Origin of the sequence: Pseudomonas sp., assembly GCF_050739655.1 — a bacterium.
Lineage (GTDB): Bacteria > Pseudomonadota > Gammaproteobacteria > Pseudomonadales > Pseudomonadaceae > Aquipseudomonas.
The window spans coordinates 34,358-61,049 of sequence record NZ_JBOIBY010000035.1; the positions used below are offsets into that span (position 1 = coordinate 34,358).

General features: G+C 57.8%; 18 protein-coding genes. 8 read left to right on the top strand and 10 right to left on the bottom strand.

Going from position 1 to position 26,692, the window contains the following annotated elements:
* Positions 1-116: 116 nt before the first annotated feature.
* The 6 genes from ACRESJ_RS01750 to ACRESJ_RS01775 form a co-directional block, all read right to left on the bottom strand.
* On the bottom strand, positions 117-944 hold the full coding sequence (locus ACRESJ_RS01750; protein ID WP_431756345.1) for an ABC transporter permease: 828 nt from the start codon (positions 942-944) through the stop codon (positions 117-119).
* On the bottom strand, positions 934-1,881 hold the full coding sequence (locus ACRESJ_RS01755; protein ID WP_431756346.1) for an ABC transporter permease: 948 nt from the start codon (positions 1,879-1,881) through the stop codon (positions 934-936). The genes ACRESJ_RS01750 and ACRESJ_RS01755 overlap by 11 nt, the downstream gene beginning before the upstream one ends.
* A gap of 1 nt (position 1,882) precedes the next feature.
* The gene (locus ACRESJ_RS01760; RefSeq protein ID WP_431756347.1) at positions 1,883-2,920 is read right to left on the bottom strand and encodes an ABC transporter ATP-binding protein; all 1,038 of its coding nucleotides are present in this window, start codon (positions 2,918-2,920) and stop codon (positions 1,883-1,885) included.
* Positions 2,921-3,111: 191 nt separating this feature from the next.
* Complete coding sequence (ydcS, locus tag ACRESJ_RS01765; RefSeq protein WP_431756348.1) at positions 3,112-4,263, bottom strand: putative ABC transporter substrate-binding protein YdcS; 1,152 nt, start codon at positions 4,261-4,263, stop codon at positions 3,112-3,114.
* A gap of 222 nt (positions 4,264-4,485) precedes the next feature.
* Complete coding sequence (locus ACRESJ_RS01770) at positions 4,486-5,943, bottom strand: gamma-aminobutyraldehyde dehydrogenase (RefSeq protein ID WP_431756376.1); 1,458 nt, start codon at positions 5,941-5,943, stop codon at positions 4,486-4,488.
* 131 nt (positions 5,944-6,074) lie between these two features.
* Positions 6,075-6,989: a LysR family transcriptional regulator gene (locus ACRESJ_RS01775; protein WP_020799666.1), complete on the bottom strand. Its 915-nt coding sequence runs from the start codon at positions 6,987-6,989 to the stop codon at positions 6,075-6,077.
* 197 nt (positions 6,990-7,186) lie between these two features.
* Between ACRESJ_RS01775 and ACRESJ_RS01780 the strand changes: the two genes are divergently transcribed.
* The 8 genes from ACRESJ_RS01780 (at position 7,187) to ACRESJ_RS01815 (ending at position 16,543) form a co-directional block, all read left to right on the top strand.
* On the top strand, positions 7,187-7,867 hold the full coding sequence (locus tag ACRESJ_RS01780; protein WP_431756349.1) for a tellurite resistance TerB family protein: 681 nt from the start codon (positions 7,187-7,189) through the stop codon (positions 7,865-7,867).
* Positions 7,868-8,097: 230 nt separating this feature from the next.
* Positions 8,098-9,720, top strand: coding sequence for a methyl-accepting chemotaxis protein (locus ACRESJ_RS01785; protein WP_431756350.1), 1,623 nt, complete (start codon positions 8,098-8,100; stop codon positions 9,718-9,720).
* A complete protein-coding gene (locus ACRESJ_RS01790; RefSeq protein ID WP_431756351.1) occupies positions 9,720-10,256 on the top strand; it encodes a chemotaxis protein CheW in 537 nt (178 codons plus the stop codon). The genes ACRESJ_RS01785 and ACRESJ_RS01790 overlap by 1 nt, the downstream gene beginning before the upstream one ends.
* Positions 10,253-11,524, top strand: a complete 1,272-nt coding sequence (locus ACRESJ_RS01795) for a CheR family methyltransferase (RefSeq protein ID WP_431756352.1) — start codon at positions 10,253-10,255, stop codon at positions 11,522-11,524. The genes ACRESJ_RS01790 and ACRESJ_RS01795 overlap by 4 nt, the downstream gene beginning before the upstream one ends.
* Positions 11,521-12,204 carry a chemotaxis protein CheW gene (locus tag ACRESJ_RS01800; protein ID WP_431756353.1) on the top strand — a complete coding sequence of 228 codons (684 nt, stop codon included), beginning with the start codon at positions 11,521-11,523 and terminating at the stop codon, positions 12,202-12,204. The genes ACRESJ_RS01795 and ACRESJ_RS01800 overlap by 4 nt, the downstream gene beginning before the upstream one ends.
* On the top strand, positions 12,201-14,486 hold the full coding sequence (locus tag ACRESJ_RS01805) for a hybrid sensor histidine kinase/response regulator (protein WP_431756354.1): 2,286 nt from the start codon (positions 12,201-12,203) through the stop codon (positions 14,484-14,486). Before ACRESJ_RS01800 ends, ACRESJ_RS01805 begins: the two co-directional genes overlap by 4 nt.
* A complete protein-coding gene (locus ACRESJ_RS01810) occupies positions 14,483-15,493 on the top strand; it encodes a chemotaxis response regulator protein-glutamate methylesterase (RefSeq protein WP_431756355.1) in 1,011 nt (336 codons plus the stop codon). Before ACRESJ_RS01805 ends, ACRESJ_RS01810 begins: the two co-directional genes overlap by 4 nt.
* Before the next feature lie 48 nt (positions 15,494-15,541).
* Positions 15,542-16,543 carry a diguanylate cyclase domain-containing protein gene (locus ACRESJ_RS01815; protein ID WP_431756356.1) on the top strand — a complete coding sequence of 334 codons (1,002 nt, stop codon included), beginning with the start codon at positions 15,542-15,544 and terminating at the stop codon, positions 16,541-16,543.
* Between the two features lie 236 nt (positions 16,544-16,779).
* On the opposite strand, the gene ACRESJ_RS01820 is transcribed toward ACRESJ_RS01815, so the two are convergent.
* From ACRESJ_RS01820 to ACRESJ_RS01835, 4 genes are all read right to left on the bottom strand, one after another.
* Positions 16,780-16,920, bottom strand: coding sequence for a hypothetical protein (locus ACRESJ_RS01820; protein WP_431756357.1), 141 nt, complete (start codon positions 16,918-16,920; stop codon positions 16,780-16,782).
* Between the two features lie 83 nt (positions 16,921-17,003).
* Positions 17,004-17,876 (bottom strand): phospholipase, encoded by an 873-nt coding sequence (locus ACRESJ_RS01825; protein ID WP_431756358.1) that lies wholly within the window; start codon positions 17,874-17,876, stop codon positions 17,004-17,006.
* Between the two features lie 105 nt (positions 17,877-17,981).
* Positions 17,982-19,280, bottom strand: a complete 1,299-nt coding sequence (locus tag ACRESJ_RS01830) for a glycosyltransferase (RefSeq protein WP_431756359.1) — start codon at positions 19,278-19,280, stop codon at positions 17,982-17,984.
* Between the two features lie 171 nt (positions 19,281-19,451).
* Positions 19,452-26,606, bottom strand: a complete 7,155-nt coding sequence (locus ACRESJ_RS01835; protein WP_431756360.1) for a hypothetical protein — start codon at positions 26,604-26,606, stop codon at positions 19,452-19,454.
* Positions 26,607-26,692 lie beyond the last annotated feature (86 nt).

Sequence of the window (26,692 nt, forward strand, 5' to 3'; positions counted from 1 at the left end):
CCCCTGTGGGAGCTGGCTTGCCAGCGATTAGGCCATCACATCCAACATGGATGGTGACTGACCCACCGCTATCGCGGGCAAGCCCGCTCCCACAGGGATAGTGGTGTGTTATGGATTCATTTCCCGCCACTGCCCGCCACGCTTTCGCCGCCACGGGTCAGGTAATAGGCGCCGAGGATCGGCAGCATGGTCACCATCATCACCAGCATCGCCACGACGTTGGTCACCGGTACGTCCCGAGGACGGCTGAGCTGGTTGAGCAGCCACAGCGGCAAGGTGCGTTCATGGCCGGCGGTGAAGGTGGTGACGATGATTTCGTCGAACGACAACGCAAACGCGAGCATGCCGCCGGCCAGTAATGCCGAGCCAAGATTCGGCAGGATGATGTAGCGGAAGGTCTGCCAGCCGTCGGCGCCCAGATCCATCGACGCCTCGATCAAGCTGTGCGAGGTGCGGCGCAGGCGGGCGATGACGTTGTTGTAGACGATCACCACGCAAAAGGTCGCGTGGCCGACGATGATGGTGAACATCCCGGGTTCTATGCCCAGTGATTTGAAGGTCGCCAACAGCGCGATCCCGGTGATGATCCCCGGTAGGGCGATCGGCAGGATCAGCATCAGCGAGATGCCTTGCTTGCCGAAGAAGTCCCGACGGTACAAGGCCGCCGAGGCAAGTGTGCCGAGGACCATGGCGATCAGCGTGGCAATCGAGGCGATCTGCAGCGACAGCTTGATAGCTTCCAGCACGTCCGGCCGCGAGAACGCCACGCTGAACCACTTCAGGGTGAAACCCTTGGGCGGGAAGCTGAAGGCCGCGTCTTCGGTGTTGAAGGCGTACAGGAAGATGATCAGGATCGGGAAGTGCAGGAACACCAACCCGCCCCAGGCGGCTATGCGCAGACCGAGAGAGGGTTTATCCCCGTGCTTTTCTGAATTAGAGCGCATCGAAGGCCCCCAGTCGTTTGACGATGGACAGGTAAACAGCGATCAGCACAATCGGTACCAGCGTGAAGGCCGCAGCCATCGGCATGTTGCCAATCGCACCTTGCTGCGCGTAGACCATGCTGCCGACGAAGTAGCCCGGCGGGCCTACCAGTTGCGGCACGATGAAGTCGCCCAGGGTCAGCGAGAAGGTGAAGATGGAACCGGCGGCAATGCCCGGAATCGACAACGGCAGAATGACTTGCATGAAGGTCTGGCGCGGCTTGGCGCCAAGGTCGGCAGAAGCTTGCAGCAGCGACGGTGGCAGGCGTTCCAGCGAGGCCTGGATCGGCAGAATCATGAACGGCAGCCAGATGTAGACGAACACCATGAAACGACCCAGGTGCGAGGTCGACAAGGTGCTGCCGCCGACGCCGGGAATGCCCAGCACGAATTGCAGGAGCGGTTCCAGACCCAGGTGTTGAACGAACCATTGCGCCACTCCGCCCTTGGCCAACAGCAGCGTCCAGGCATAGGCCTTGACGATGTAGCTGGCCCACATCGGCATCATCACCGCAATGTAGAAAAATGCCTTGGTCTTGCCGGTGGTGTAGCGCGCCATGTAGTAGGCAATCGGGAACGCGACGACGGCGCTGGCGATCGACACGACGATGGCCATGCTCAGGGTGCGCAGGATGATGTCGAAGTTCGAGGGCTGGAACAGCGCGGCGAAGTTCGCCAGGGTCAGGTCGGGGGTGACCGCCATGGTGAAGTCGTCGAAGGTGTAAAAACCTTGCCACAACAACGTCAGCAACGAGCCCAGGTAAATCGCGCCGAACCACAACAGTGGCGGCACCAGCAGCATCGATAGATACAGGTTCGGCCGGCGATACAGCAGGTTGGAAAACCTGCGTAACGGCGAGCCGCCAGTCGCCTTTTGTGAGAGCGCCATGGTGTTCATCTCACACCCCGCTCGCCAGGGTGTCGTGCAACTGGACCATCGCTTCTCGCGCCCAGCGCGCGGTTATACGTTGCCCGGTCTGGTGCTGGGCGCTGGTGTCGAGCCACTGATTGTTGGCCTGGCTGATGTTCAGGGTCTGGCCGTTTTCCAGCTTCAGCTCAAAGCGGGTAGCACTGCCCTGGTACTGGATGTCGTGCAGCAGACCCGTGACTTCGATCTCGTGGCTGGCCAGCGGGCCATTGGCGAATCGCACATGTTCCGGGCGAATCGAAAATGGCTGCGGATTGCCGCTCAACTGCTTCGCCAGATCGCCACGAATTACGTTGGAGGTGCCGACGAATTCCGCCACGAAGGTGGTCGCCGGTTTCATGTACAGGTTGCGCGGCGAGTCGACCTGTTCGATGCGGCCCTTGTTGAACACGGCCACGCGGTCGGACATCGACAGCGCTTCGGTCTGGTCGTGGGTGACGAAAATGAAGGTAATGCCGAGCTGGCGCTGTAGCTTCTTCAACTCCCCTTGCATCTGTTCGCGCAGTTTCAGGTCCAGCGCGCCCAGAGGTTCGTCCAGCAGCAGCACGCGCGGACGATTGACCAGGGCGCGGGCCAGGGCCACTCGCTGGCGCTGGCCGCCGGAGAGTTGCACCGGTTTGCGTTCGCCATAGCCGCCCAGGGCCACCATGTCGAGAGCTTCTTCGGCGCGTTTGATGCGTTCGCCCTTGGCGACGCCTTTGACTTTCAAACCGTAGGCGACGTTGTCGCGAACGTTCATGTGCGGGAACAGTGCGTAATCCTGGAACACAGTGTTCACGTCACGCTGATAGGGCGGCAGGCCGACGGCCTCTTCGCCATGAATGCGGATGGAGCCTGCGCTCGGTTGTTCGAAACCGGCGATCAGGCGCAGACAGGTGGTTTTGCCTGAACCCGAAGGGCCCAGCATGGAGAAAAACTCGCCGTCCTGGATGTCGATGGAAACCCGGTCAACGGCTTTCACTTCGCCGAACTGACGGGAAACGTTGGTGAACTGGACTGCAAGCGTCATGGTGCGGTGCTCCAAAAAGGCGAAAGCCGTCGCAGCGGCCCTGCCTGGACTTCTGAATCTTCGTTGATGATCGTTCCCACGCTCCGCGTGGGAATGCAGCCCGTGACGCTCTGCGTCACCTCTGCACGAAGGGACGCGGAGCGTCCCTGGATGCGTTCCCACGCAGAGCGTGGGAACGATCGGTGGCTGTATTACCTGCCGCCCATGATCGCGATGTAGTCCTGGGTCCAGCGGCTGTACGGCACGAATTTGCCGCCTTCAGCCTGCGGGGTTTTCCAGAAGGCGATCTTGTCGAACTGGTCGAAACCGTTGGTTTTGCAGCCCTCGGCGCCGAGCAGTTCGCTCTCCTTGCACGCCGCCGGTACCGCTGGCAGAGAGCCAAACCAAGCCGCTACGTCACCCTGGACTTTCGGTTGCAGCGACCAGTCCATCCACTTGTAGGCGCAGTTCGGATGCTTGGCATCGGTGTGCAGCATGGTGGTGTCGGCCCAACCGGTGGCGCCTTCTTTGGGAATGGTCGAGGCGATCGGCTGTTTCTCGTTCATCAGACCGTTGACCTGATACGGCCAGGCGCCGGACGCGACCACGCCCTCGTTCTTGAAGTCGCTCATTTGCACGGTGGTGTCGTGCCAGTAGCGGTGGATCAACGGCTGTTGGGCGCGCAGCAGATCAAGCACAGCCTTGTACTGGGCTTCGGTCAGTTCGTAGGGGTTCTGGATACCCAATTCCGGCTTGGCGGACTTCAGGTAAAGCGCGGCGTCAGCGATGTAGATCGGGCCGTCATAGGCCTGGACGCGGCCCTTGTTCGGCTTGCCGTCCGGCAAGTTTTCGGCATTGAACAACACGCCCCAGCTGTCTGGCGCAGTCTTGAACACATTGGTGTTGTACATCAGCACGTTCGGGCCCCACTGATACGGGGTGCCGTAGGTCTGCTTGTTCACCACGTACCAAGGGCCATCCTTGAGGCGCGGGTCGAGGTTTTTCCAGTTCGGGATCAGTGCGGTGTTGATCGGCTGCACACGCTTGCCGACGATCAGGCGCAGGGAGGCATCGCCGGACGCTGTCACCAGGTCATAGCCACCCTTGGCCATCAGGCTGACCATCTCATCGGAGGTCGCGGCGGTTTTCACATTGACCTTGCAGCCGGTTTCCTTCTCGAAACCGGTCACCCAGTCGTAGGCCTTGTCGCTTTCGCCACGTTCGATGTAGCCGGGCCACGCCACGATATCCAGCTGACCTTCGCCAGCGCCGACAGCTTTGAGCGGCTCGGCGGCCTGGACACTGGCACTGGCCAGCAGCGCGGTGGTGATTGCACTCAACAGTGCGGTCTTGTACACGAACATGGAATTTCCCTCTTCTTCAAATTATGGTCGGGGCAGTTTTTGAACGTGGTTTGAACGTTGTAAACACGGTCCTGTAGGAGCCGGCTTGCTGGCGATGAGGCCTTCAAGCCTTGTGATGCCTTGACTGACGCCTTCGCTGGCAAGCCAGCTCCCACAAGGTGCGCGGTGTTTTGACGCTTCTACATCAATGCCTTTACGGCTAATTGTTAGCGTAGTGCTCTTTTATAAATGTTGTCCGTGACGCGCCATGATGTGCCGCACCACGCTGTAGTCCTGCAGTGAATCGCTGGACAGGTCTTTGCCGTAGCCCGAACGCTTCAGGCCGCCGTGGGGCATTTCGCTGACCAGCATGAAATGGCTGTTGATCCAGGTGCAGCCGTACTGCAACCGGGCAGCGACCTGCATCGCCTTGTCGAGGTTCTGGGTCCAGACCGAGGAAGCCAGTCCATATTCCGAGTCATTGGCCCAGTCCACCGCTTGTTCCAGTTCATCGAAGCGAGTCACGGTCACCACCGGCCCGAACACCTCGCGCTGGACGATTTCATCGCTCTGTTTGCAGCCGGCCAGCAGGGTGGGCTGGTAGAAAAAACCGGCGCCGGAATGCACCGCTGCGCCGGTCACCCGTTCGATGTGCGGCTGGCCCAGGGCGCGTTCGACGAAGCTGGCCACGCGGTCGCGCTGGCGGGTGCTGATCAGCGGGCCGATCTCGTTGTCGGCATCGCGTTTACCGGCGAAACGCAGGCTGCTGACGGCCGCTCCGAGTTCGCTCACTAAACGGTCGTGAATCCCGGCCTGCGCATAAACCCGGCACGCGGCCGTGCAATCCTGGCCAGCGTTGTAATAACCGTAGGTGCGCACGCCTTCGACCACCGCTTGGATGTCCGCATCGTTACAGACGATCACCGGGGCTTTGCCGCCCAGTTCGAGGTGGGTGCGCTTGAGGGTTTTGGCGGCGGCCTGGAGGATTTTCTGCCCGGTGACGATATCGCCGGTCAGCGACACCATGCGGATTTTGGGATGGCTGACCAAATGACTGCCGACGCCTTCGCCGCCGCCGCAGACAATGTTGATCACCCCGCGCGGCAGGATTTGCGCCAGCACGGGAGCGAGAGCCAGGATCGACAGCGGTGTGTGTTCGGAAGGCTTGAACACCAGCGTATTGCCAGCGGCCAGGGCCGGGGCGATTTTCCACGCGGCCATCATGATCGGGTAGTTCCACGGCGCAATCGAGGCGACCACGCCAATCGGATCACGACGCACCATGCTGGTGTAGCCCGGCAGGTATTCGCCACTGAGCTGGCCGGTCTGACAACGCACGGCACCGGCGAAAAAACGGAACACGTCGACCGTGGCGCTCAGGTCATCCTGACGGGCCAGGTGCAACGGCTTGCCGCAGTTCAAGGCTTCGAGGCGGGCGAGGTGGTCGGCGTTTTTTTCGATGGCGTTGGCGATGTCGAGCAGCAGGTTTGAGCGTTGCTGCGGTGTAGTGCGAGACCATCCTGCGAAAGCGCGGTGCGCGGCGTGGATGGCCGCTTCGACCTGGTCGGTGCTGGCTTCGGCGATTTTCGTCAGGACTTCGCCAGTGGCGGGATTGAGGATCGGCTCGACACAGCCTTGCCCTGGGACTAATTCACCATCGATCAACAAGGCGGTGAACAACGGGGTCTGCGCGCCAGCCATTTTCCGGGCTCTCTTTTCTTGTGTGGCCATGTTGCTCCCTGTGACTGGGGCCGGCCGTCTTATATAGATGCCACAAGACTAGTGCGCAGGCCCGAGGTCGACAAATTCTAAATACTGAAGGCTGCGTTCGATTAAATAGATGGCTTGCGCCCGCCGTGGGGTTGCTCCCGGGCGACCGTCAGGAATGGATCAACCAAGGCCGGGCGCGCGGTGCCGCGACGCCATGCCAGGCCGACATCGAGGGTCTGGCTCAGGTCGGCGATTGGCCGCGCTTCGATGATGTCGCCCTCCAGTGACCACGGGCGATAGGTCATGTCGGGTTGAATCGAGACGCCCAGCCCGGCGGCGACCAGGCTTCGCACCGCTTCGGTCGACGCGGTGCGCAGGGTGATGCGCGGTTGCAGCGAGGCCGCCGTCCACATCCGCTGGGCATTGCGGTCCATTTCGTCGACGTTCAACTGGATCAACGGTTCGCGGGCCACGTCGGCGAGGTTGATGCTGTCGTGTTCCAGCAGTGGATGTTGCGCTGGCAGCCACAGCCGATGGGGTGAGTGGGTCAGCACTTCGGTCTGCAACGCATGACGGTCTTCGAGGTTGGAAAGAATCAGTACGCCGACATCGATCTCGCCGCTGACCAGCAAATGTTCGATGTAGGGGCGCTCATCTTCCATCACACGGATTTCGACGTTGGGGTAGGCGCGCTGGAAGCGGGTGAGCAAGTCCGCCAGGTAATAACCGGCCACCAGGCTGGTCACGCCGACGATCAACTGCCCGGCCACCTGGTCGGTGCTCTGTTGCAGGCTGCGTTTGGCGTTATCCACCGTGGCCAGGATCAGGTGCGCCTGCCGCAAGAACTGATGCCCTTGATGGGTCAGGGTCATGCCCTTGGCGTGGCGGTTGAACAGGCCAACGCCGATTTCCTGTTCCAGTTGCTGGATCGCCAGGGTCAGGGTGGACTGGGAGATGAACGCGGTTTGCGCGGCGGCGGAGATCGAACCGGTCTCGGCCACGGCGATGAAGTGACGGATCTGACGCAAGGTCATCATGGGAAAGATACCCGGTGGGCAGTTTTTTAGATTTAACCGAGTGTATATCGGTTTTTTGGAAAGGGAGCTGCAAGCTTCAAGCTGCACGTCAAAAGTGGGGGCAACATTTGGATGCAACTCGGGCGGCAGGTGCTCGGCACTTTCGATCTAGGCTGATGGCCTTATTGATCCGGAAAACCCCTGTTTTGGAGGCGGAAATGAACACCCGTGGATTGCTCGATCAACTATTGAAATCGAGCCAGGAGCTGTTGCAAAACAAGACTGGCAACACGCAGAGCAAAGGCACAAACGCCGGCGCTCTGGGCAGCCTGCTCTCCGGTGCGGGCGGCGGTGCATTGGCGGCTGGCGCAATGGGATTGCTGTTGGGCAGCAAGAAAGCACGCAAGGTGGGCGGCAAAGTCGCGGTCTACGGCGGTCTTGCCGCGTTGGGCGTGATTGCCTACAAGGCCTACGGTAACTGGCAGGCTCAGCAGGGCACTGCACCCAAACACCCGCCGCAAACCCTTGATCGCCTGCCAATGGCGCAAGTCGAGCAGCACAGCCAGGCAATTCTCAAGGCGCTGGTGGCCGCGGCCAAGGCTGATGGCCATATCGATGAGCGTGAGCGCGAGCTGATCGAAGGCGAGTTCATCAAGCTCGACAACGATCAGGAGCTACGGCACTGGTTGCATGCCGAACTCAACAAACCGTTGGACCCCATCGATGTCGCCCGCGCCGCGAGCACCCCGGAAATGGCGGCCGAGATGTACATCGCCAGCGTCATGCTGGTGGACGAGGAGAGCTTCATGGAGAAGTCCTACCTCGATGAACTGGCCCGTCAGCTCAAGTTGGAACCGGGGTTGAAGGCCGAGCTGGAGAGGCAGGTTCGCCAGGCTTGACCGCAAAAGATCGCAGCCTTCGGCAGCTCCTACAGGATGTACGCGATCCCATGTAGGAGCTGCCGAAGGCTGCGATCTTTTTGCATTTTCCTATTCACTACATATCTCTGCGGCTAATTCACCGCCCCTTTGTGCAAAATCACCCCGTTCACCTCCTAAACCGTCTTATTAATGAGACACCGCCCTCGGCTATACTCCCCGCATTTCGAAATACGCCCCGAGGAATGACTGTGAAGAACTGGACGTTGCGCCAACGCATTTTGGCGAGCTTTGCGGTAATCATCGCCATCATGCTGCTGATGGTGGTCGTCTCTTATTCCCGGCTGTTGAAGATCGAAAGCAGCGAAGACAGTGTTCGTGACGACGCGCTCCCGGGGGTGTATTACAGCTCAATGATTCGCGGTGCCTGGACCGACAGTTATCTGCGGATGCAGGGGATGCTGGGGATGGAAGTGGGCCAGGGCTACAACGCCAAGGATGCCGACGACTTCAAGGGCTACTCCGCGCGGCTGCAAGAGCAGATTGAACTGTACCGTGGGACGGTTACGGACGATGAAGACAGGGCTGAGTTCGCCGCGTTTGGCAAACTTCATGAGGACTACAACCGCATTCTCGCCGCCGTGATCGAGTTGCATAAACTCAATCAGAACGCCGATGCCATCAAGCTGTTCAACGAAGAGCTGACGCCGGCCTGGACGGCGGGGCGAGTGAAGATCAATGACATTCTGCGCCACAACAAAGCGGTGGCAGATAAAGACATCGCGGCAATCGATGATGCGGTTGTCACCGCCAAAGTCATCATGGGTATTTCCTTGCTGGTCGCGGTGCTGGCTGCCGCCTTGTGCGGATTGTTGCTGATGCGCGCCATCATGGCGCCGATGAACCGCATCGTCAGCATTCTCGAAATCATGCGCACTGGCGATCTGAGCAATCGCCTGAACCTTGAGCGCAAGGACGAGTTCGGCGCGGTGGAAACCGGCTTCAACGACATGATGGCCGAGCTCACTTCGCTGGTGTCCCAGGCCCAGCGCTCGTCGGTGCAGGTCACCACATCGGTCACCGAGATCGCTGCCACCTCCAAGCAGCAGCAAGCCACCGCCACCGAAACCGCCGCCACCACCACTGAAATCGGTGCGACTTCCCGTGAAATCGCCGCCACATCCCGTGATCTGGTGCGCACCATGACCGAAGTCTCCACCGCTGCCGATCAGGCTTCGGTAGCCGCAGGTTCCGGGCAGCAAGGCCTGGCACGCATGGAAGAGACCATGCACTCGGTCATGGGTGCAGCCGATCTGGTCAACGCCAAACTGGCGATCCTTAACGAGAAGGCGGGCAACATCAATCAGGTGGTCGTGACCATCGTCAAGGTCGCCGACCAGACCAACCTGTTGTCCCTCAACGCCGCCATCGAAGCCGAGAAGGCTGGCGAATACGGACGTGGTTTTGCCGTGGTCGCCACCGAAGTACGGCGCCTGGCGGATCAGACCGCTGTGGCCACCTACGACATCGAACAGATGGTTCGCGAGATTCAATCGGCGGTGTCGGCCGGTGTGATGGGCATGGACAAGTTCTCCGAGGAGGTGCGTCGTGGCATGTCCGAAGTGCAGCAGGTCGGCGAGCAACTGTCGCAGATCATCCATCAGGTACAGGCGCTGGCGCCGCGGGTGTTGATGGTCAACGAAGGCATGCAGGCCCAGGCCACCGGTGCCGAGCAGATCAATCATGCGCTGGTGCAATTGGGCGATGCCAGCAGCCAGACCGTCGAATCCCTGCGCCAGGCCAGCTTCGCCATCGACGAGCTGAGCCAGGTGGCCGTAGGGCTGCGCAGCGGCGTTTCGCGATTCAAAGTCTGATGAACGAACTGACGGCCAAGCGCACTGCCGTGAAGCAGGCGTTGCACGCGTTGTTCCTGGTGTTTCGCATCGGCAGCGAGCGCTATGCCTTGCAGGCCGTCGAAGTGGCGGAGGTCTTGCCGCGCCTGCCATTGAAGCCGATTGCCCACGCGCCGCACTGGGTGGCCGGGGTATTTGCTTATCGCGGCGTGGTAGTGCCAGTGATCGACCTCTGCGCACTGACCTTTGGTGAGCCTGCACAGGCGCGCACCAGCACGCGCCTGGTGCTGGTGCATTACCGGCCAAATGAAGGCGCGCCGACACAGCTGCTCGGGCTGATTCTGGAACAGGCCACCGACACCTTGCGCTGCAACCCGGCGGACTTTCAGCCTTATGGCCTCGACAACCAACAGGCGCCTTACTTGGGCCCTGTGCGCGAAGATGCTCAAGGTCTGTTGCAATGGGTGCGCGTTGCCGACCTGTTGAATGATCAGGTCCGTGCGCTGCTGTTTCCGGTTCCGCCCCTGGATTTGGCATTGCTTGAGGAGCAGCCATGAGCAGCGATCAACGGTTTTTCGACTTCCTCAAGGAGCGCATCGGGCTCGACGTAACCTCGGTCGGCCCGGCGATCATCGAGCGTGCGGTACGGCAACGCAGCACCGCGACGCAGACCCAAACCGCGGACGAATACTGGCGCGTTTTGCAGGGCTCATTGGATGAGCAACAGGCGCTGATCGAAGGGGTGATCGTCCCGGAAACCTGGTTTTTCCGTTACCCGGAATCCTTCGCTACGCTGGCGAAGCTGGCGACCAAACGGCTCGCCGAGCTCAACAATATGCGCGCCCTGCGGATTCTCAGCCTGCCGTGTTCCACTGGTGAAGAGCCGTACTCGATTGCGATGGCGCTGCTGGACGCTGGATTAAAACCGCACCAGTTCAAGGTCGAAGGCATGGACGTCAGCCCGCTGTCGGTGGAAAAAGCCCGGCGTGCGCTGTACGGCAAAAACTCCTTTCGCGGACAGGACATCGCCTTTCGCGACCGGCATTTCACCGGTGAAAACGACGGCTATCGCCTCAGCACGCGGGTGCTCGATCAAGTACGCCTGCAGGTGGGTAATCTGCTCGATCCAGCCTTGCTGGCCAACGAGCCGCCGTACGACTTCGTGTTCTGTCGCAATCTGCTGATCTACTTCGATCAGGCGACGCAAAAACAGGTCTTCGAGGTGCTCAAGCGTTTGACCCATGTCGACGGCGTGCTGTTTATCGGCCCGGCCGAAGGCAGCCTGCTGGGGCGATTGGGGATGCGTTCAATTGGCATCCCGCAGTCTTTTGCCTTCAGCCGCCAGAGCATGGCGGTGCCTGAACCGGTGCCGCTTTTTGTTCCCACGCCATTGCCGGTGCCGCAACCTGTGCGTAATGTCGTGCCGCCGCAGGTCGCCCGACGGCCATTCACCCGTACCACGCCGCCCGTGAAGATCGCCAAAGTGGCCAATACCGATGCGAGCACGCTGCTGGCGAGCATCGCGACACTGGCCAATGAAGGCAAAAATACCCAAGCCCGTGAGGCGTGCGAAAGCTACCTGCGCAGTCACGAACCCGTGGCCCAGGTGTTTTATTGGCTGGGGCTGCTCAGTGATGTGGCCGGCAATGTCCTGCAAGCCCAGGGTTTTTATCGCAAGGCGCTGTATCTCGAACCGCAACATCCCGAGGCGTTGATGCACCTGGCAGCCTTGCTGCAATCCCAGGGCGACACCGCAGGTGCCAGACGATTGCAGGACCGCGCCGCCCGCAGCGAGCGCGCCGCTGATAGTGAGCGTAAACGATGAGTGCCTCCGACACCTTTAGCGTCACCCATGAAGATGCCCAGGCCATCGATGATTGCTGGAACCGCATGGGTATCCATGGCGACAAATCCTGCCCGTTATTGATCGAACACATTCATTGCCGCAATTGCGCGGTGTATTCGGCTGCCGCGACGCGCTTGCTGGATCGTTATGCGTTGCAGCAGGACGATCGCGGGCATGTGTCGGGTGTGCTCGAAAGCGAAGTGAAAACCCGCTCACTCTTGATGTTTCGCCTCGGCGAAGAATGGCTGGGCCTGGCGACCCGCAGCCTGGTGGAAGTCGCGCCGATGCAAGCCATCCACTCTTTGCCGCATCAGCGCTCGCGGGCCTTGCTTGGCGTCGCGAATGTGCGTGGCGCGTTGGTGGCATGCCTGTCTTTGGTCGAGTTGCTGGGGCTCGACGGCGTCAGCAGCGTTGCCACCGGTGCGCGAATCATGCCCCGCATGCTGATCATCGCCGCCCATGGCGGGCCTGTGGTGGTGCCGGTGGATGAAGTGGACGGGATTCATGCCATCGACGAACGCATCCTTGATGCCGCGTCGCAATCCGGCGCCCAGGCCAACGCCAAATACACCCGTGGCGTATTGCAATTCAAAGGTCGCAGCCTGCGTTGGCTGGATGAAGAACAGCTGTTGTCCGCCGTGACCCGGAGCCTCACATGACCCCCGAGCAAATGCGCGACGCCTCTTTGCTGGAATTGTTCAGCCTGGAGGCCGAGGCCCAGACCCAAGTATTGAGCGCAGGTCTGCTGGCGCTGGAGCGCAACCCGACCCAGGCCGATCAGCTCGAATCCTGCATGCGTGCAGCGCACTCGCTCAAGGGCGCGGCGCGGATTGTCGGGATTGATGCCGGGGTCAGCGTGGCGCATGTCATGGAGGATTGCCTGGTCAGCGCCCAGGAAGGGCGGCTGTACCTGAGGCCCGAACATATTGATGCGTTGTTGCAAGGCACTGATCTGCTGATGCGCATCGCGACACCGAGCAATGCCCCTGCACCTGCCGACATAGAAGCCTATGTCGCTTTGATGGCGCGCCTGCTCGACCCTTCGGCCGCTGCCGTGCCGGTGATGGCAGAACTTCAACTTCAAGCCCCTGTTCCCGAGGTTGAGGCGCCGGTGATCAAGGTTGAAGTCACTGAACCTGTGATCGAATCGCCGCCTGCCGCCCCTAAAAAGAACAGGCGCACAACCGACACCGGCGAGCGCGTACTGCGCGTTACCGCCGAACGCTTGAATAGCCTGCTCGATCTGTCGAGCAAATCCCTGGTGGAAACTCTGCGGCTCAAACCGCACCTGGCCACCATGCAGCGTCTCAAGCGCATGCAGAACAACGGTTTGCGGGCGCTGGAAAACCTCAACGTTCATCTCAAGGATCACGCCCTGAGCCTGGAGGCCCAGGAAGCCCTCGAAGATGCCCGTCGACTACTGGCCGAATCCCAGCAGTTGCTGGCGGAAAAAAATGCCGAACTGGATGAGTTCGCCTGGCAGGCCAGCCAGCGTGCGCAGGTGTTGTACGACACAGCACTGGCTTGTCGCATGCGGCCGCTCGCCGATGTGCTGGCCGGTCAGGTGCGGATGGTCCGCGACCTTGGCCGCAGCCTCGGTAAGCAGGTGCGGCTGGAGATCGAAGGCGAGAAAACCCAGGTCGACCGTGATGTCCTGGAAAAGCTTGAAGCGCCTCTGACGCACCTGCTGCGCAATGCCGTGGATCACGGTATCGAAACTCCGCAGCAACGGCTGTTGGCTGGCAAGTCCGAAGAAGGCCTGATCCGTTTACGCGCTTCCCATCAAGCCGGGTTGTTGGTGCTGGAGTTGAGTGATGACGGCCATGGCGTCGATCTGGAAAAGGTTCGCCGCAGTGTCATCGAACGCCAATTGTCTCCCCCTGAAACCGCCGCGCAGTTGAGCGAAGAGGAGCTGCTGACGTTCCTGTTCCTGCCGGGTTTCAGCCTGCGCGATACCGTCACCGAAGTCTCCGGCCGCGGTGTCGGCCTGGACGCGGTGCAGCACATGGTCCGCCAATTGCGCGGCGCGGTGGTGCTGGAACAGACGGCGGGCGAGGGCAGTCGCTTCCATCTGCAAGTACCGCTGACCCTGTCGGTGGTGCGCAGCCTGGTGGTGGAGGTCGGCGACGAGGCGTATGCCTTCCCGCTGGCACATATCGAACGCATGTGCGATCTGGAGGCGACGGATATTGTCCAGGTCGAGGGCCGGCAACATTTCTGGTATGAAGGCCGGCATGTGGGCCTGGTCGCCGCCAGTCAACTGCTGCAACGCCCAGCGAGCCAGGCCAGCCAGCAAACCCTGAAAGTGGTGGTGATCCGCGAGCGTGATGCGATCTATGGTGTGGCGGTCGAACGTTTCATCGGCGAGCGCACGCTGGTCGTGTTGCCGCTGGATGAGCGTTTGGGCAAGGTTCAGGACATTTCGGCCGGGGCCTTGCTCGACGACGGTTCGGTGGTGTTGATCGTCGACGTCGAAGACATGCTGCGCTCGGTGGACAAGCTGCTCAATACCGGGCGTCTGGAGCGAATCGCACGTCACAGCAATCAGGCGGCCGAAGCGGCCCGCAAGCGGATCCTGGTGGTCGACGACTCACTCACCGTGCGCGAGTTGCAACGCAAACTGCTGCTCAATCGTGGCTATGACGTGGCCGTGGCGGTCGACGGTATGGATGGCTGGAACGCTTTGCGTTCGGAAAATTTTGACCTGCTGATCACCGACATCGATATGCCGCGCATGGACGGTATTGAGCTGGTGTCGTTGTTGCGCCAGGACAACCGCCTGCAATCGCTGCCGGTGATGGTTGTGTCCTATAAGGATCGTGAAGAAGATCGTCGTCGTGGACTGGATGCTGGAGCCGACTATTATCTAGCCAAAGCCAGTTTTCACGACGATGCCCTGCTCGACGCGGTGGTAGAGCTCATTGGAGGAGCAAGGGCATGAAGATAGCAATCGTCAACGATATGCCGATGGCCGTGGAGGCCCTGCGCCGGGCGCTGGCTTTCGAGCCGGCGCATCAGGTGATCTGGGTCGCGGGAAACGGTAAAGAAGCAGTGCGGCTGTGTGCCGAACAGACCCCGGATCTGATCCTGATGGACCTGATCATGCCCGAAATGGATGGGGTAGAAGCCACTCGCCGGATCATGGCTGAAACGCCCTGCGCCATTGTCATCGTCACCGTGGATCGCCAGCAGAACGTGCACCGGGTATTCGAAGCCATGGGGCATGGCGCCCTGGACGTAGTCGACACGCCTGCCATCGGCGCCGGCAACGCCCAGGAAGCAGCGGCGCCACTGTTGCGCAAAATCATGAACATCGGCTGGCTGATTGGTGAGAAGGGCGTCAGGGAGCGTTCAGTACCCAGTCCGCTACGCAGCCCCGGTTCGCGCCAAAGCCTGATCGCCATCGGTTCATCCGCTGGCGGGCCGGCGGCGCTGGAAGTCCTGCTCAAGGGGCTTCCACGCAATTTTTCACCGGCTATTGTGCTGGTTCAGCACGTCGATCAGGTATTTGCTGCCGGTATGGCCCAATGGCTCGCCAGCGCCAGTGGCCTGGACGTGCGCCTGGCCAGGGAAGGCGAGCCACCGCAAAGTGGAACGGTATTGCTGGCCGGCACCAATCACCATATTCGATTATTGAAAAACGGCACGCTGTCGTACACCGCCGAACCGGTGAACGAGATTTATCGGCCCTCGATCGATGTGTTTTTCGAAAGTGTGGCCAGTTACTGGAACGGTGATGCGGTTGGTGTTTTGCTCACCGGCATGGGACGTGATGGCGCGCAGGGGCTTAAACTCATGCGCCAACAGGGCTACCTGACCATTGCGCAAGACCAAAACAGCAGTGCGGTGTACGGCATGCCGAAGGCGGCCGCGGCTATCGATGCCGCCGTGGAAATACGCCCGCTGGAGAAGATCGCTCCACGATTACTGGAGGTCTTTCCAAAATGACCACTATTAGCAGCAATCCTGGCTTATGCAGTTTTCAGGTGAACGCACATGAATGAATTCCAGCTCGACGACTTCAAGACTGACGAAAATGCCGCCATGGTGTTGTTGGTGGATGATCAGGCGATGATCGGCGAGGCGGTTCGGCGTGGGTTGTCGAGCGAAGAAAACATCGACTTCCACTTCTGCGCCGACCCACACCAGGCCATTGCCCATGCGGTGCGGATCAAGCCGACGGTGATCCTGCAGGATCTGGTCATGCCCGGCCTTGACGGCCTGAGCCTGGTGCGTGAATACCGCAATCACCCGGCGACCAAGGACATTCCGATCATCGTCCTGTCGACCAAGGAAGACCCGCTGATCAAGAGCGCGGCGTTCGCGGCCGGGGCCAACGATTATCTGGTCAAACTGCCGGACAACATCGAGCTGGTGGCGCGCATTCGCTATCACTCACGCTCCTACATGACCCTGTTGCAGCGGGACGCGGCGTACCGCGCGTTGCGGGTCAGTCAGCAGCAGTTGCTCGATACCAACCTGGTGTTGCAACGGCTGATGAACTCCGACGGCCTGACCGGGCTGTCGAACCGCCGGCATTTCGACGAGTACATGGAGCTTGAGTGGCGACGTGCGCTGCGTGAGCAGAGCCAAATGTCATTGCTGATGATCGATGTGGATTACTTCAAGACCTACAACGACACCTTTGGCCACCTGGAAGGCGACGAAGCCTTGCGCCAGGTCGCCGCGACGATCCGTGAGGTCAGCGCACGACCCTCCGACCTGCCGGCCCGCTACGGCGGTGAAGAGTTCGCCCTTGTGCTGCCCAACACCTCCCAGGGCGGTGCGCGACTGATGGCGGAAAAACTGCGAATGACCGTGGAAGCACTGAAAATCCCGCACATTTCCCCGACTGAAGGTTCAAACCTGACCATCAGCATCGGCCTGTCGACCATCACTCCGAAAACCGGCAGCAACTGCCGAGAACTGATCTCGGCGGCGGACAAGGGGTTGTACCTGGCCAAGCACAATGGGCGTAATCAGGTGGGGATCGGCTAGGCGACGCACAACTCTGTAGGAGCCGGGCTTGCCCTAATGCCAGCAGTTAAGCGATGAAGGTCAACTGTAGGAGCGAGCTTGCTCGCGAAAAACGTTAACGATAACGCGAAAATTCTGAATGAACGCGGCGTCCTGAAGTTTTTCGCGAGCAAGCTCGCTCCTACAAATGCCTTAACTGACCGGCATTAAGGCTTGCCCGCGAAGGCAATCTCAAATTCACCACTAAACCAATGCCTTCACCCAAGGTTTTGCTCGGTCAGCCTCTGCACCACCAACCGCCGATAGTTGCTCGGTGTCATGCCCGGATGCTCGGCAACTTCCTCCAGGGTCTTGAGTTCGGCGAACAGACTCTGGCGGTGCGGGACATATCGGGGCACTTTTGTTGTTATCGCGCCCTGATCATGCTTTTGGGAATGGGTAAACGCCAGTGGGTATCGAGGTCAAGCGCCCAGGCATCCGTTCAGTCGTACAGCGAGTCGCCATATACCGCTTTCATGCTGGATGCACTCCAGCAGTAACGGACAATTTCCGACTCGTCGAAAAAATCGGTGCTGATGATGCTGCAGCGGGTGATCCAGTCTTGCGCGGTGTCGAACCAGGCATTGATGTGGTCCTTGAGATGAGCAGGGCCCAGCAGCGAGTAGCCGGTCGCCGACAGTGACCACAAAAATGCATCGAACGGTGCGCCTTCCAGTGTCTGGGAGATGTAGCGGCGCAGTTCGTCGGGAGCCGTGAAGGTGTTGTCGCGCCACTTGTGCGCAATACGCCGCCAGAAGTATTCCCTATCGAGTTCTCGAACAGGCGGCACGGCCATGATCACCCGGCGTTGGGAGCTGGATTTTTTCAGTTCTCCTACCGTTCGAAACCCATCGAGCGCATGGACGGCACGAGGCCCCAGACGTCGTATCAGCAGTTCTACGAGTTGCTTGTGATCGAAAAACTGTTTGCCATCGCCCAATTCATGAAAGTCCAGAATGATGAACTCATCCGGATTTCGATCAAGAAACGACAACACCGCGTCGATCAGATCGTCCAGCACGCGGGTGGATCGAAAGCCATTGTGGTGGAAATAGAACAGCGGGCGATCTGCCTCGGTTGTGTAGCCAAGACGGATGTCGAAGGCGCGGGCGCCCTGATCCAGTTGCCAGGCGAACGTGTCGTTCTGACAACTTGTCCAGTGACCGGCGACCTCTTCATGGCTGAGGTCTTTCTTGTCCATGCCGGCGTTGTGAGCGCCAGGCCAGACAATGTCGGTGAGTTTGAGTGTGTCGATATCCAGGACCTTGCTCATCCAGGTCCGTTTATCGAGCTCCCCCAGGGTGCTTTTATTCATGGCCAGTCCTTTTGCGAATCACCCCCAACCGTGGAGGTGTGAAGCTTTCACGCTAAACGTTCGGACGTGGGGAGTGCGGTACATATGTATCGCGCAAAAGATGGGCTACGCCTGATTGGATCGGTTCTTCGCCTCAATCCACTGCGCCATGTATTGAGTGCTTTTGTGATGGTGATGACGCAGCATGCTGCCGGTGAAGTTATCCCGCCGGATGTTGGCCAGATTCTTTTGGCAATCGATCAGTTTCTGGACCAAGGCCGGGCCATGAACAGATTTTTGGTAACGGCCGGCCAGCAGTGCCTGTGCTTTTGCCTGGGCGTCCAGCCATAGCGTTTTGTCGCTGTAGAGTTGCACGCAATCGTCGGCAAATTCACGGGCCGAACGGGCCACGGTGCCCGGCCATGGCTCTTCGTCGTGCATGGCTTCTGCACCCACAGGGGTCGTGACATTGGGGGTGCCACAGAGCATCGCGTCGACGATCTTGCCTTTGATGCCCGCGCCGAAGCGCAGAGGCGCCATACAGATCCGTGTCGCCGACATCACCTGCAAGGCATCCTCGGCCCAGTTCATCACATGAAAGCCCTGGGCCGGATTATGCAGCGCAGTGGCTTTGGGCGGAGTGTAGGAACCATAAATGTGCAGTTGAGCCGCGGGTAACTGCTCGCGAATCAGCGGCCAGATAGCAGTCTTCAACCACAGCACCGCATCCCAGTTGGGGGCATGGCGAAAATTGCCGATATGAAGAAAGTGTGCGCGTTCTTCGAACGGTACTGGCGCGCTGATGGGTAGATCGACCATTAGCGGACACCAGTGCAACAGGTTGCGCGAAAACTTGAATTGCTCAACCAGCAGTTCGATTTCCACTTCGGAAACCATCAGCGTCAAATCACAACGATAAAAAGATGCGATCTCCCGTTTGGCCAGATCGGTATTGGCCATATGTTCGAACTCTTCACGTAACGCCGGGGCGAACAAGTCGCTGAAATCATTGTTGTCATCACTGGCCTTTAAACGCTCCTTGAGGCGTTGATGCCGGCTATGCCTGAGGCTTTGCAGGTCGGAACTTTCCAGCACGCGCAGGGCATCGGGGCAGTGTTTTTCCACCCGCCAACCGAACTGTTCTTCCATCATGAACTGATCGAACAGCACGATATCCGGTGCCAGTTCGCTGATGAAAGTGTCGAAACTGCTGTTGTTCAACTCGATGGGCACTTCGCGAATACCCAACGCCGCCAGGTCAGCGCGTTGCTCGCCAAAGCCCGCCGGGCTGCTGAAGGTGATATCCCAGCCCTGTTGCAGGAAAACCTCGAGAATCTGCATCACATGCCCGCTGGCCGCAGAAGAGCGGGGCTCGGGCCAGACGTAACCAATGACCAGGACTTTGGTTGCGTGGGGGGCGATCATGCGGGGTAGATTCCTTGAAACGGTAGGAGCGCGGGGGCGCAATTAAAGCACAGGCTACGTAAAATCGGCAGGAAAGGGGACTGGCTATGATCAGGACCAGATGAAAGTGGGCGCCCCAAGGCTGGGGCGCCGCGTTACAGCATTTACACAGATCGTCCTTAAGATTTGATCTTATGAGGGGAATTTCTCCCCATGAATGATCTGGGCAATCCAAAGCGGGTCAACTGGGCTATTCCAGGCCTGGGTCGGGTTTGGAGAAAGCCAATCAGTCATCATCAGCATTTTCCCGTCCACTCCCCAGCTGTTCATTTGTGCTTCCAGCTTTGTCATGTACTCGCTTGCCGGGCAACTTATTCCGGCCCATGGGTCAACGACCCAGATGGGGTCAAAGGCAGGTTCGCTGAAATCGACAGTCTTGGGAATGGTTCCTCGGGGTAGCCCAACCAAAGTAAATGTATGGGCACCCGGCATGTTCCAGATTTCAGCAGTGCCTCCGCTTTCCTCAATGATTTTCTTGGCAGCCCAAGCCATCTGGTCGCAATTGCCGGCACCGGTCTTGAGGATCAGGTCAGCGTAATTCACTGCATGAATTCTTGAGTATTCCCAAATTACTACAGGACGGGTGAGGATTTGACGTTGCAGATCATCCATGTTCCCCGAAATGACCTGATTGCCTGACCGGAGACCGGTTGCCTCGAATTGCTGATCTACCTGGGCTTTTGCACCGTCAGCGTAAACCTTGTTTTGATCGGCTGGCGAGAGTTGATTAAAACCGGGTGCCTTGGAAATCGGTTCGACTTTAATAGTTTGGGCGGCAATCTCGACATTTCGATTGTTCCCTCTGTTCCAGACCGCCAGAACGAATTCGCGTTTTTTCTCATCCGAAAGAAGTAACGTCCTAGCCTTTAATTCGTTGATTTTGTCTTGCGTGAATCCTTTTTTTAGTACCAAGTCCATGTATAACGAGTCAAGTGGAGGCAGGGCGACAAAATCATTGTTTATCGATACGCCTGCTGCCGTCAGATACTGATCCTTTAGTTTGTCATGCTCCTTGATCAGGCCATTACCAAGGCTGTCAGAGTACAGGGTGTCGATCCTATTGAATGCAATATTATCGACTTTTGCCGCATCGTAATCGCAGTAGTAAAAAAGGCCAGCATCTGACTCCACGACCAAATAGGGTTTTATACCTGTATTCTGATAGTCGTAATTAACCAGGAATGCTCTGGCGTCACGTTGGTCATCTATGCCGTGGACGATGCCATCGAGCTTGATCACACAAGTATTCTTATCAAGATCGACGTCGGTTTGTTTGTTTGGTAATCCAAAGTGCTTGTCTTTGATTATCTTTCCCGTGGTGTGGAGTTTGAATTGAAGTGGTTCAGTCAATTTGGATGGAATAAGAATTTGCGTATTTCCATTGTTCGCAACGGTGTACAAGCGTCGATCTTGAATGACTTTGCGTGCGCTGCCGTTCACGGAAATTGATGGGTAAAGGCGCTTGTGCTGTATGGATTGCAATCGGTTCTTGTTTCGGTCTCGTTTGTTATCAACAATTTTCGAGAAACAGAGGTGAGGTGAGCGCTTTGTACGTCCAGTGCCACACACGTCCTTAAATCCATCTACTTGTTTGAAGTAGGCCGGAGATGACAGGTCATTGAGCACATTCGGATTCGTTGGATCCAGTCGATAGACGTTATTGCCCACCACAATGTCAGTATGCGTGGAATGCTGGATCGTATGCGGCTCTGCATCAAACAACCGAGTGTTGGTATAGGCGGTTGTGCCATCACTGAACGTTGTCCGTTCCAGTGTAATGGCGCTGTCAGGGCGGAAGTTTTCAAGTGCCGGGCCGTAGGCCTGATTCTTGTCGACATCGTAGGCGTACCACTTACCGTCCTTGTAAACGGCTTTGATGTTGTCCGCCTGCTGCGCAGCCTGCGCTGCATTGGGGATTCCTGTGGCGATATCGGCTCGTTTTGCCAGCATGGCCGGGTCAATGGCGCTGGTTCGGCCATAAATTTTCCTGATCTGGCCGATGCCTGCGTCCACGGCGCCATAGGCGTGCTTGCCGAGTTTAACCACGGCGTTTGTTCCGGCCCGGAGCATGTCGCCAACGCCGTCAATCGGGTTTGCAGCTGTAACAAAAGTGCTGCCGGCAATCCAGGTCATTTTTCCGATTTTGGGAATGATTCTGGCGCCCGACTTTGCGACACCGGCGATTTTGCCAGCGGCGCCGAGTCCGGGTATGGCAAAGCCGCAAGCATCCAGCAGGAAGTCTTGTGCTGCGCCGGCGGTGTCCCCGCTGATGGCTTTTTCAATGGTTGATTTGAATGGGACCAGTGCGCCGAGGAAATTCGATACTTTATCGGAGTAGGCTTTTCGTTGTTCTTTGACGGTCACTCCTCTTGCCAACGTTTGTAGCTCTTCCTTTCCGGTAATAAAGTGCTTTTCTACAATACTTTTTGCGATGTCGTTAATTTTTGAATCGGGCGAAAATGCGCTCGGCACTTCCTGGAAGTCAACTCGTGGCGGCCCGAACACGACCCGGTTTCTCATTAGGTCCAGTTTTTCGATGATGACATTTGACCTAACGCCATCCCGTGGCGGCGTGCCATTTTTATAGGCTTCCCAGTCAAAGGGTTGTGATGTTGCGCTTTGCACCTCTATGTAGCCGCTGGGGTCTTTCATGCTGCGAACAGTTTTAAGTTCACCGTCCAACGTCAAAGGCTCTGTCAGGATTCGCTTACGGATCTGCGACGACGACGGAAACACTTCATAGTAAGTGACTTTCTGCTGGAATTCAGACTTGATCAAAATGCCATGCCGGCCTTTGTTGGCCTCTTTCATTTCTGTCGTTTGCTGATGCCGATCAACAATGACCTCGCTGCGCAACGAGTAAAAGGTTTGCGATCCGTATTCAAGGCCTCTGCGATCTTCTAAGGGAAGCTGGGAAACAAGGTTCTTGAATACGGATTCAGAACCGGTGCGTAAATGATCAAAGTGTTCATTGAATTCCTTTACGAACAACTCACCCACATTTTTCAATTCATCGAGTTTAGGTTTGAAGCTATCGATGGGTAGTTTGGCGTTCGATGATGCCAAATCGCCCTGCAGGTCTTCATCGATGTAACGCTCCACCATCGACCTGGCTTCATGTGGCATGACTTGCGAACTTGTCGTAAGGCATTGATCTTCGTAGGGGAGGCCCTCACCGAAAACCCGGGTCAGCTCAGCCAGTGCAAGGGATTGCCGGGTAGGGGTTGGTGTCTTCAGGTAGTCACGGGCCTTGACGAGTTCCTCGGTGATTGCCTGGAACTTCTCCTGCGCGATGACCAATTGCTGCTTCGTATAAGTGCCGCCGGCAGTGGCTGTAATCACGCCATTGGCGATGGCCCAATCGATGAGTGGGTCCACCGAGAGCATTTGTACTGCGATTTCCTGTCCGACGTTGATGGGGGCCGTGCGGGCATATTTCATCACCTGCTCGAACGTCATCCGGGATGATGCGCCTGGTGACAGTTGTTCAATACGGGCCACGCCAATCCTGAAGGATGCCCATGTGTGAGTACCGCACACTAGGTTATCCGGTAGTTTCTTTACCAAAAACTCCGGTGCACTGCCGGCAAGTAAATAATGCGCGGCGTAGGGAGCTGTCGTGGCGCTGAGCTTTGCGTTTGCCACCAGGTGGCGCTGAAGGTTCTCGACAACTATCGACGGTTTTACGCCAAAGTTAGCCTCCTGCGTCAGGTTGTATCCGCCCACGTGGTTGCGTTGCTGACCGAGTGCGGGATCCAGGTTGAGCAAGACCGCCGCCATGATCCACTCATCGGTGCTGGTGGGTGTTGAAGCAACGTTGAACGTGGATTCCAGTGATGCGCCTAGCGCCTTGGCTTTATCACTCGCCAGGATGAAGTTTCTTGCCTGGTCGTGACTGTTAACGGGTTGGTTCAGCAGCTCTTCGAATAGTGGGACGTCAGATCGCGATACAACACGATTCGTTTCGATCCGCAGGGTTTGGCGTTGTTCCTGGTTCAATGGGCGATCGTAGGCCAGTGCACCCCATCCGTTACCCAAATACGGGCTATCAGGTAAAGAGAAACTCAACACGTCGATCAGATTACTGACATCGGCACTGGTCTTTGGCACATTCCAGCCAACAGCGCTGATAAATTGTTTTGCGGTAACGATTCTTTCAGGGGTTAGAGGGTATTTGCCCGCGTACAACGAATCCGGATGGACTTTCATGAGGTGGTTATCGAGATTCACGACCCCGTTGTCGGCGAGCTTATCGATACCCTTCAAAGCCTTCACCAACTCATGGTGGGTATATAGATCGCCAAGATGGCGTTTCTCGCTTGCGACCGCCTCTTCGGATCTCACATCCAGAGGCCTGAGCCAATCATCGGTTGGGATCGGATCAAATGCCCTTTGCGTATTCAGAAGGTCGGCACGCCGTCCAGCCTGGGTTTCGGACAGGTGCCTGTTTTCCCCATGAAATGCCGCCACCAGCAAAAATGGCGCGAGGGTATATGTAACTGTGTAGTGCACTCCGTCGTAAAGGGGGTCGATCACACGAGCGTTGCGCAGTATAGGGGCCGCCAGGTCAGCCCAGCCGGAGTTGTCGGTCAGGGTGAATGTTTTGCTCTGACCATTGACCGTCCCCGACAGGCTACTTTTAGATGCATCCACCTTGACGGTCGACAGGTCGAGCCCGGTTTTTAGTGCCCACTCTATAAAGAACGGATTGTTTAAGGCGGATACAAAATTCGACCAGCACTGACCGAAGGTGGAATGGCGCGGGACGGTGATAGTCTTTTGAGGATTTGGAGTTTTGGCGTACTCCAACATCGTGTCGGCGTAAAAGGACACCAACTGCTGGTTGCCCACAGCCCGGGATGAATCTGCCCACGTCACGCTTCGAGCGCGACGCAGCGTGCGAATTACTTGTCGTGCGGCTTCGACGGCTGGGTCGATCTGCGTGTCGTTATCGGCTGCAGTCTCCTGTGTGGCTTCGACATCCGGGCCATTGAGCCTGGCCATCGTTGCAAGGTAGTCATTCAAGCGCACTTCTTTGTTGGCGGTGCTTTCTTCGACTCCATGAGCGATAACCGCCTCTGCTGCCGCCATGCGAGGCAATTCAAAGGAGGCTGCTTCGAAATAAGCGGCACGCTTGACTCTTCCCGCAGATGGCAAATCCATGGGTGGTGATTCAGGTAGAAAATCCGCAGCATTGGTTTGTGCCTCGGCTTCTTGAATGAGCTCGACAAAGGTTTCTTCCGGGGCATTTTTGCTGTGTTGCTCCAACAACAATGCCACTTCTTCAAGCAGTTGCTCATCATCAAGCAAGTTGGTTTCGGGCGACTGGAGCATCCGCTCATAAATGGCGTCAGCGAGGGTGCGATTAGTGCCGATGGCAGGTGTATTCACAATCCCTACTATTTTTTCCTCGAATGACGGTTCGGCAGCGGGGCTTTCTTCGGGCTGGTCCGGTATCTGGTTGCTGAAGTGGTTGTGTAATGCCGTGAGAGCGGCAAACAACGCGGTAGCGGAGGCACGTGGGTATTGATTTACTGCCCCACCTATGGAGAGGAGGACAGAAGTGGCGGAGGTGGCCAGAACCGTGGAGAGTTGGGCGAGAACACTGTTTATTTCGGGGGCAATGGACTCCCACCAGGATTGGTCAGGTTCGGTTTGGACCGGTTCGGATAGTGGTTGATAGGGTCCTTGCCCGGTTAGCGGGTTGTATTCCTCTCCCTCATTGACGCTGTCTAGCTGCATCAGTTTTCGGATATTCAGCCATTGCTCTGGCAACTGACCTGCGGCACCCGGAAATGTAATGGGATCCTTGAACTGACTCCACGCATTCATGACCTGCTGTGCCATCTGTCCTAACAGGTTCTCCCCCGAGGCTACGGCTGGTAGTGCAGAAGATGGGGCTGATATCGTATCGGTAGCGGCAGCGGCAGGTTCCGTCGCTTCATTCGACTGGCGCGGGAGGGACGACAGGTATTCATTCACCTCAGCTTCCCGCTCATTTACTTGATCCCGTAGATCAGCGGGTACGATATCTGGGGCCTGAAATTCCTGGGGAACTACTTGCAACGGCTCGTTCGTGGGAACTGCTGGTAGATGGGGTTTGATTTTATCTGCAAGCGACAGAACACCCGCCGTGTCCAAGACGTTGAGCGCATATAAAAAGCGCTGCCAAAGACCCCCACCAGGACGAGGTCCCGTAGTCACCACGTCATTGTAAAAGCTGGCCTGCTTTTCGAACTGTTGTATCCAGTGAAGCAAATTAGACGACGGCGCGAATTCATCGGATTGTTCAGCGGATGCAGGCTCAGTCGCCGGGCCGAATGCAAGGTAATTACCTAGTTTAGTCACCGCAACACTCATGATGTCGGCAACCCCCTGTAGGGGCACGGGATTGAACGCCGCGAATTGCTCCAGAAAGATCCAGTCTGGCCGGGTATCGACAACCTCGATGGCTTGCGAAATTTTCTTCAGCTCCTGGACGACTTCGCTGTAACGCCCGTGTCCGTATTGCTCACGCTCCTCCAACGACTCGACAAAATCATCTATCAAGTACTTGGCGTCTGCCTTCGATGGCCTATCGGAAAATACTTTCTTCAACTCAATCAAGGTGTCATGGACTGGCAAATGGCTTAGCCAGTTGCAATTACGCAGCAAGTTCCATGTGTCATCATCTAGCATCACATCGTTGGCGGTGTACCCCTCACGGGAAATTGCGAGCTGCTCCTGAATAAACCCTTGAACGCCCTTGCCATTGCCACCTTGTTTGAAGTTGAAGTTTTCCCCCAAGGTTTTGGCCCATTGTTCGGGAGGCCGCTGGCAAATGACCTCCACGATTTCGCGCAGCCGCTGTGGCGTCAAACCATCGAGTGGCTGGATCGAGCGCATGACGCCCTCGACGATCAAAGGCGCGAGTGTTTTACCGGTGTCGGTTTGCAGCAAGCCGGATTTGAGAATCTGTAATAAATCATTCTCTGTGATTGGCTCGGTTTGCAGTCGATCGAGGAGCGTGGACCATGCCATGTCCAGAGATGGTTGGTCGAAGAACGTATTTTTTTTCAATACGTCTGGAATATCGCCTTCACGCAGGATGCTTGTGTAAACCGGTGGCTCCGGACGCATAGGATCGGAAGGCGCCTTGCATCCCGTCGCGGGTGCTTGCATGGGAAGCATGGGGGCGTGGCTATTACCTGTCGTCGCCCCGGCAAGTCTGCTGGTGGATGGGGTTGGAGGCAGCGGGACAGGGTGGTTTTGTGGAACTTGAGGTATAGCCGTAGCGTTGTTAATCATGAAAGACCCTTATCAATTCGCGAATAAACGCGAAAAAGATAAGGAGTCCACTTGATTAAATCGTGATGGAAATATCGGTATCCCTT

Bases quoted from the DNA above. Each gene is read 5' to 3' on its own strand.
- ACRESJ_RS01795 (WP_431756352.1), top strand. From the start codon at position 10,253: ATGAGCAGCGATCAACGGTTTTTCGACTTCCTCAAGGAGCGCATCGGG.
- ACRESJ_RS01780 (WP_431756349.1), top strand. From the start codon at position 7,187: ATGAACACCCGTGGATTGCTCGATCAACTATTGAAATCGAGCCAGGAG.
- ACRESJ_RS01800 (WP_431756353.1), top strand. From the start codon at position 11,521: ATGAGTGCCTCCGACACCTTTAGCGTCACCCATGAAGATGCCCAGGCC.
- ACRESJ_RS01770 (WP_431756376.1), bottom strand. From the start codon at position 5,943: ATGGCTGGCGCGCAGACCCCGTTGTTCACCGCCTTGTTGATCGATGGT.
- ACRESJ_RS01805 (WP_431756354.1), top strand. From the start codon at position 12,201: ATGACCCCCGAGCAAATGCGCGACGCCTCTTTGCTGGAATTGTTCAGC.
- ACRESJ_RS01815 (WP_431756356.1), top strand. From the start codon at position 15,542: ATGAATGAATTCCAGCTCGACGACTTCAAGACTGACGAAAATGCCGCC.
- ACRESJ_RS01755 (WP_431756346.1), bottom strand. From the start codon at position 1,881: ATGAACACCATGGCGCTCTCACAAAAGGCGACTGGCGGCTCGCCGTTA.
- ACRESJ_RS01830 (WP_431756359.1), bottom strand. From the start codon at position 19,280: ATGATCGCCCCCCACGCAACCAAAGTCCTGGTCATTGGTTACGTCTGG.
- ACRESJ_RS01790 (WP_431756351.1), top strand. From the start codon at position 9,720: ATGAACGAACTGACGGCCAAGCGCACTGCCGTGAAGCAGGCGTTGCAC.
- ACRESJ_RS01825 (WP_431756358.1), bottom strand. From the start codon at position 17,876: ATGAATAAAAGCACCCTGGGGGAGCTCGATAAACGGACCTGGATGAGC.
- ACRESJ_RS01775 (WP_020799666.1), bottom strand. From the start codon at position 6,989: ATGATGACCTTGCGTCAGATCCGTCACTTCATCGCCGTGGCCGAGACC.
- ACRESJ_RS01760 (WP_431756347.1), bottom strand. From the start codon at position 2,920: ATGACGCTTGCAGTCCAGTTCACCAACGTTTCCCGTCAGTTCGGCGAA.
- ACRESJ_RS01835 (WP_431756360.1), bottom strand. From the start codon at position 26,606: ATGATTAACAACGCTACGGCTATACCTCAAGTTCCACAAAACCACCCT.
- ydcS (WP_431756348.1), bottom strand. From the start codon at position 4,263: ATGTTCGTGTACAAGACCGCACTGTTGAGTGCAATCACCACCGCGCTG.
- ACRESJ_RS01750 (WP_431756345.1), bottom strand. From the start codon at position 944: ATGCGCTCTAATTCAGAAAAGCACGGGGATAAACCCTCTCTCGGTCTG.
- ACRESJ_RS01810 (WP_431756355.1), top strand. From the start codon at position 14,483: ATGAAGATAGCAATCGTCAACGATATGCCGATGGCCGTGGAGGCCCTG.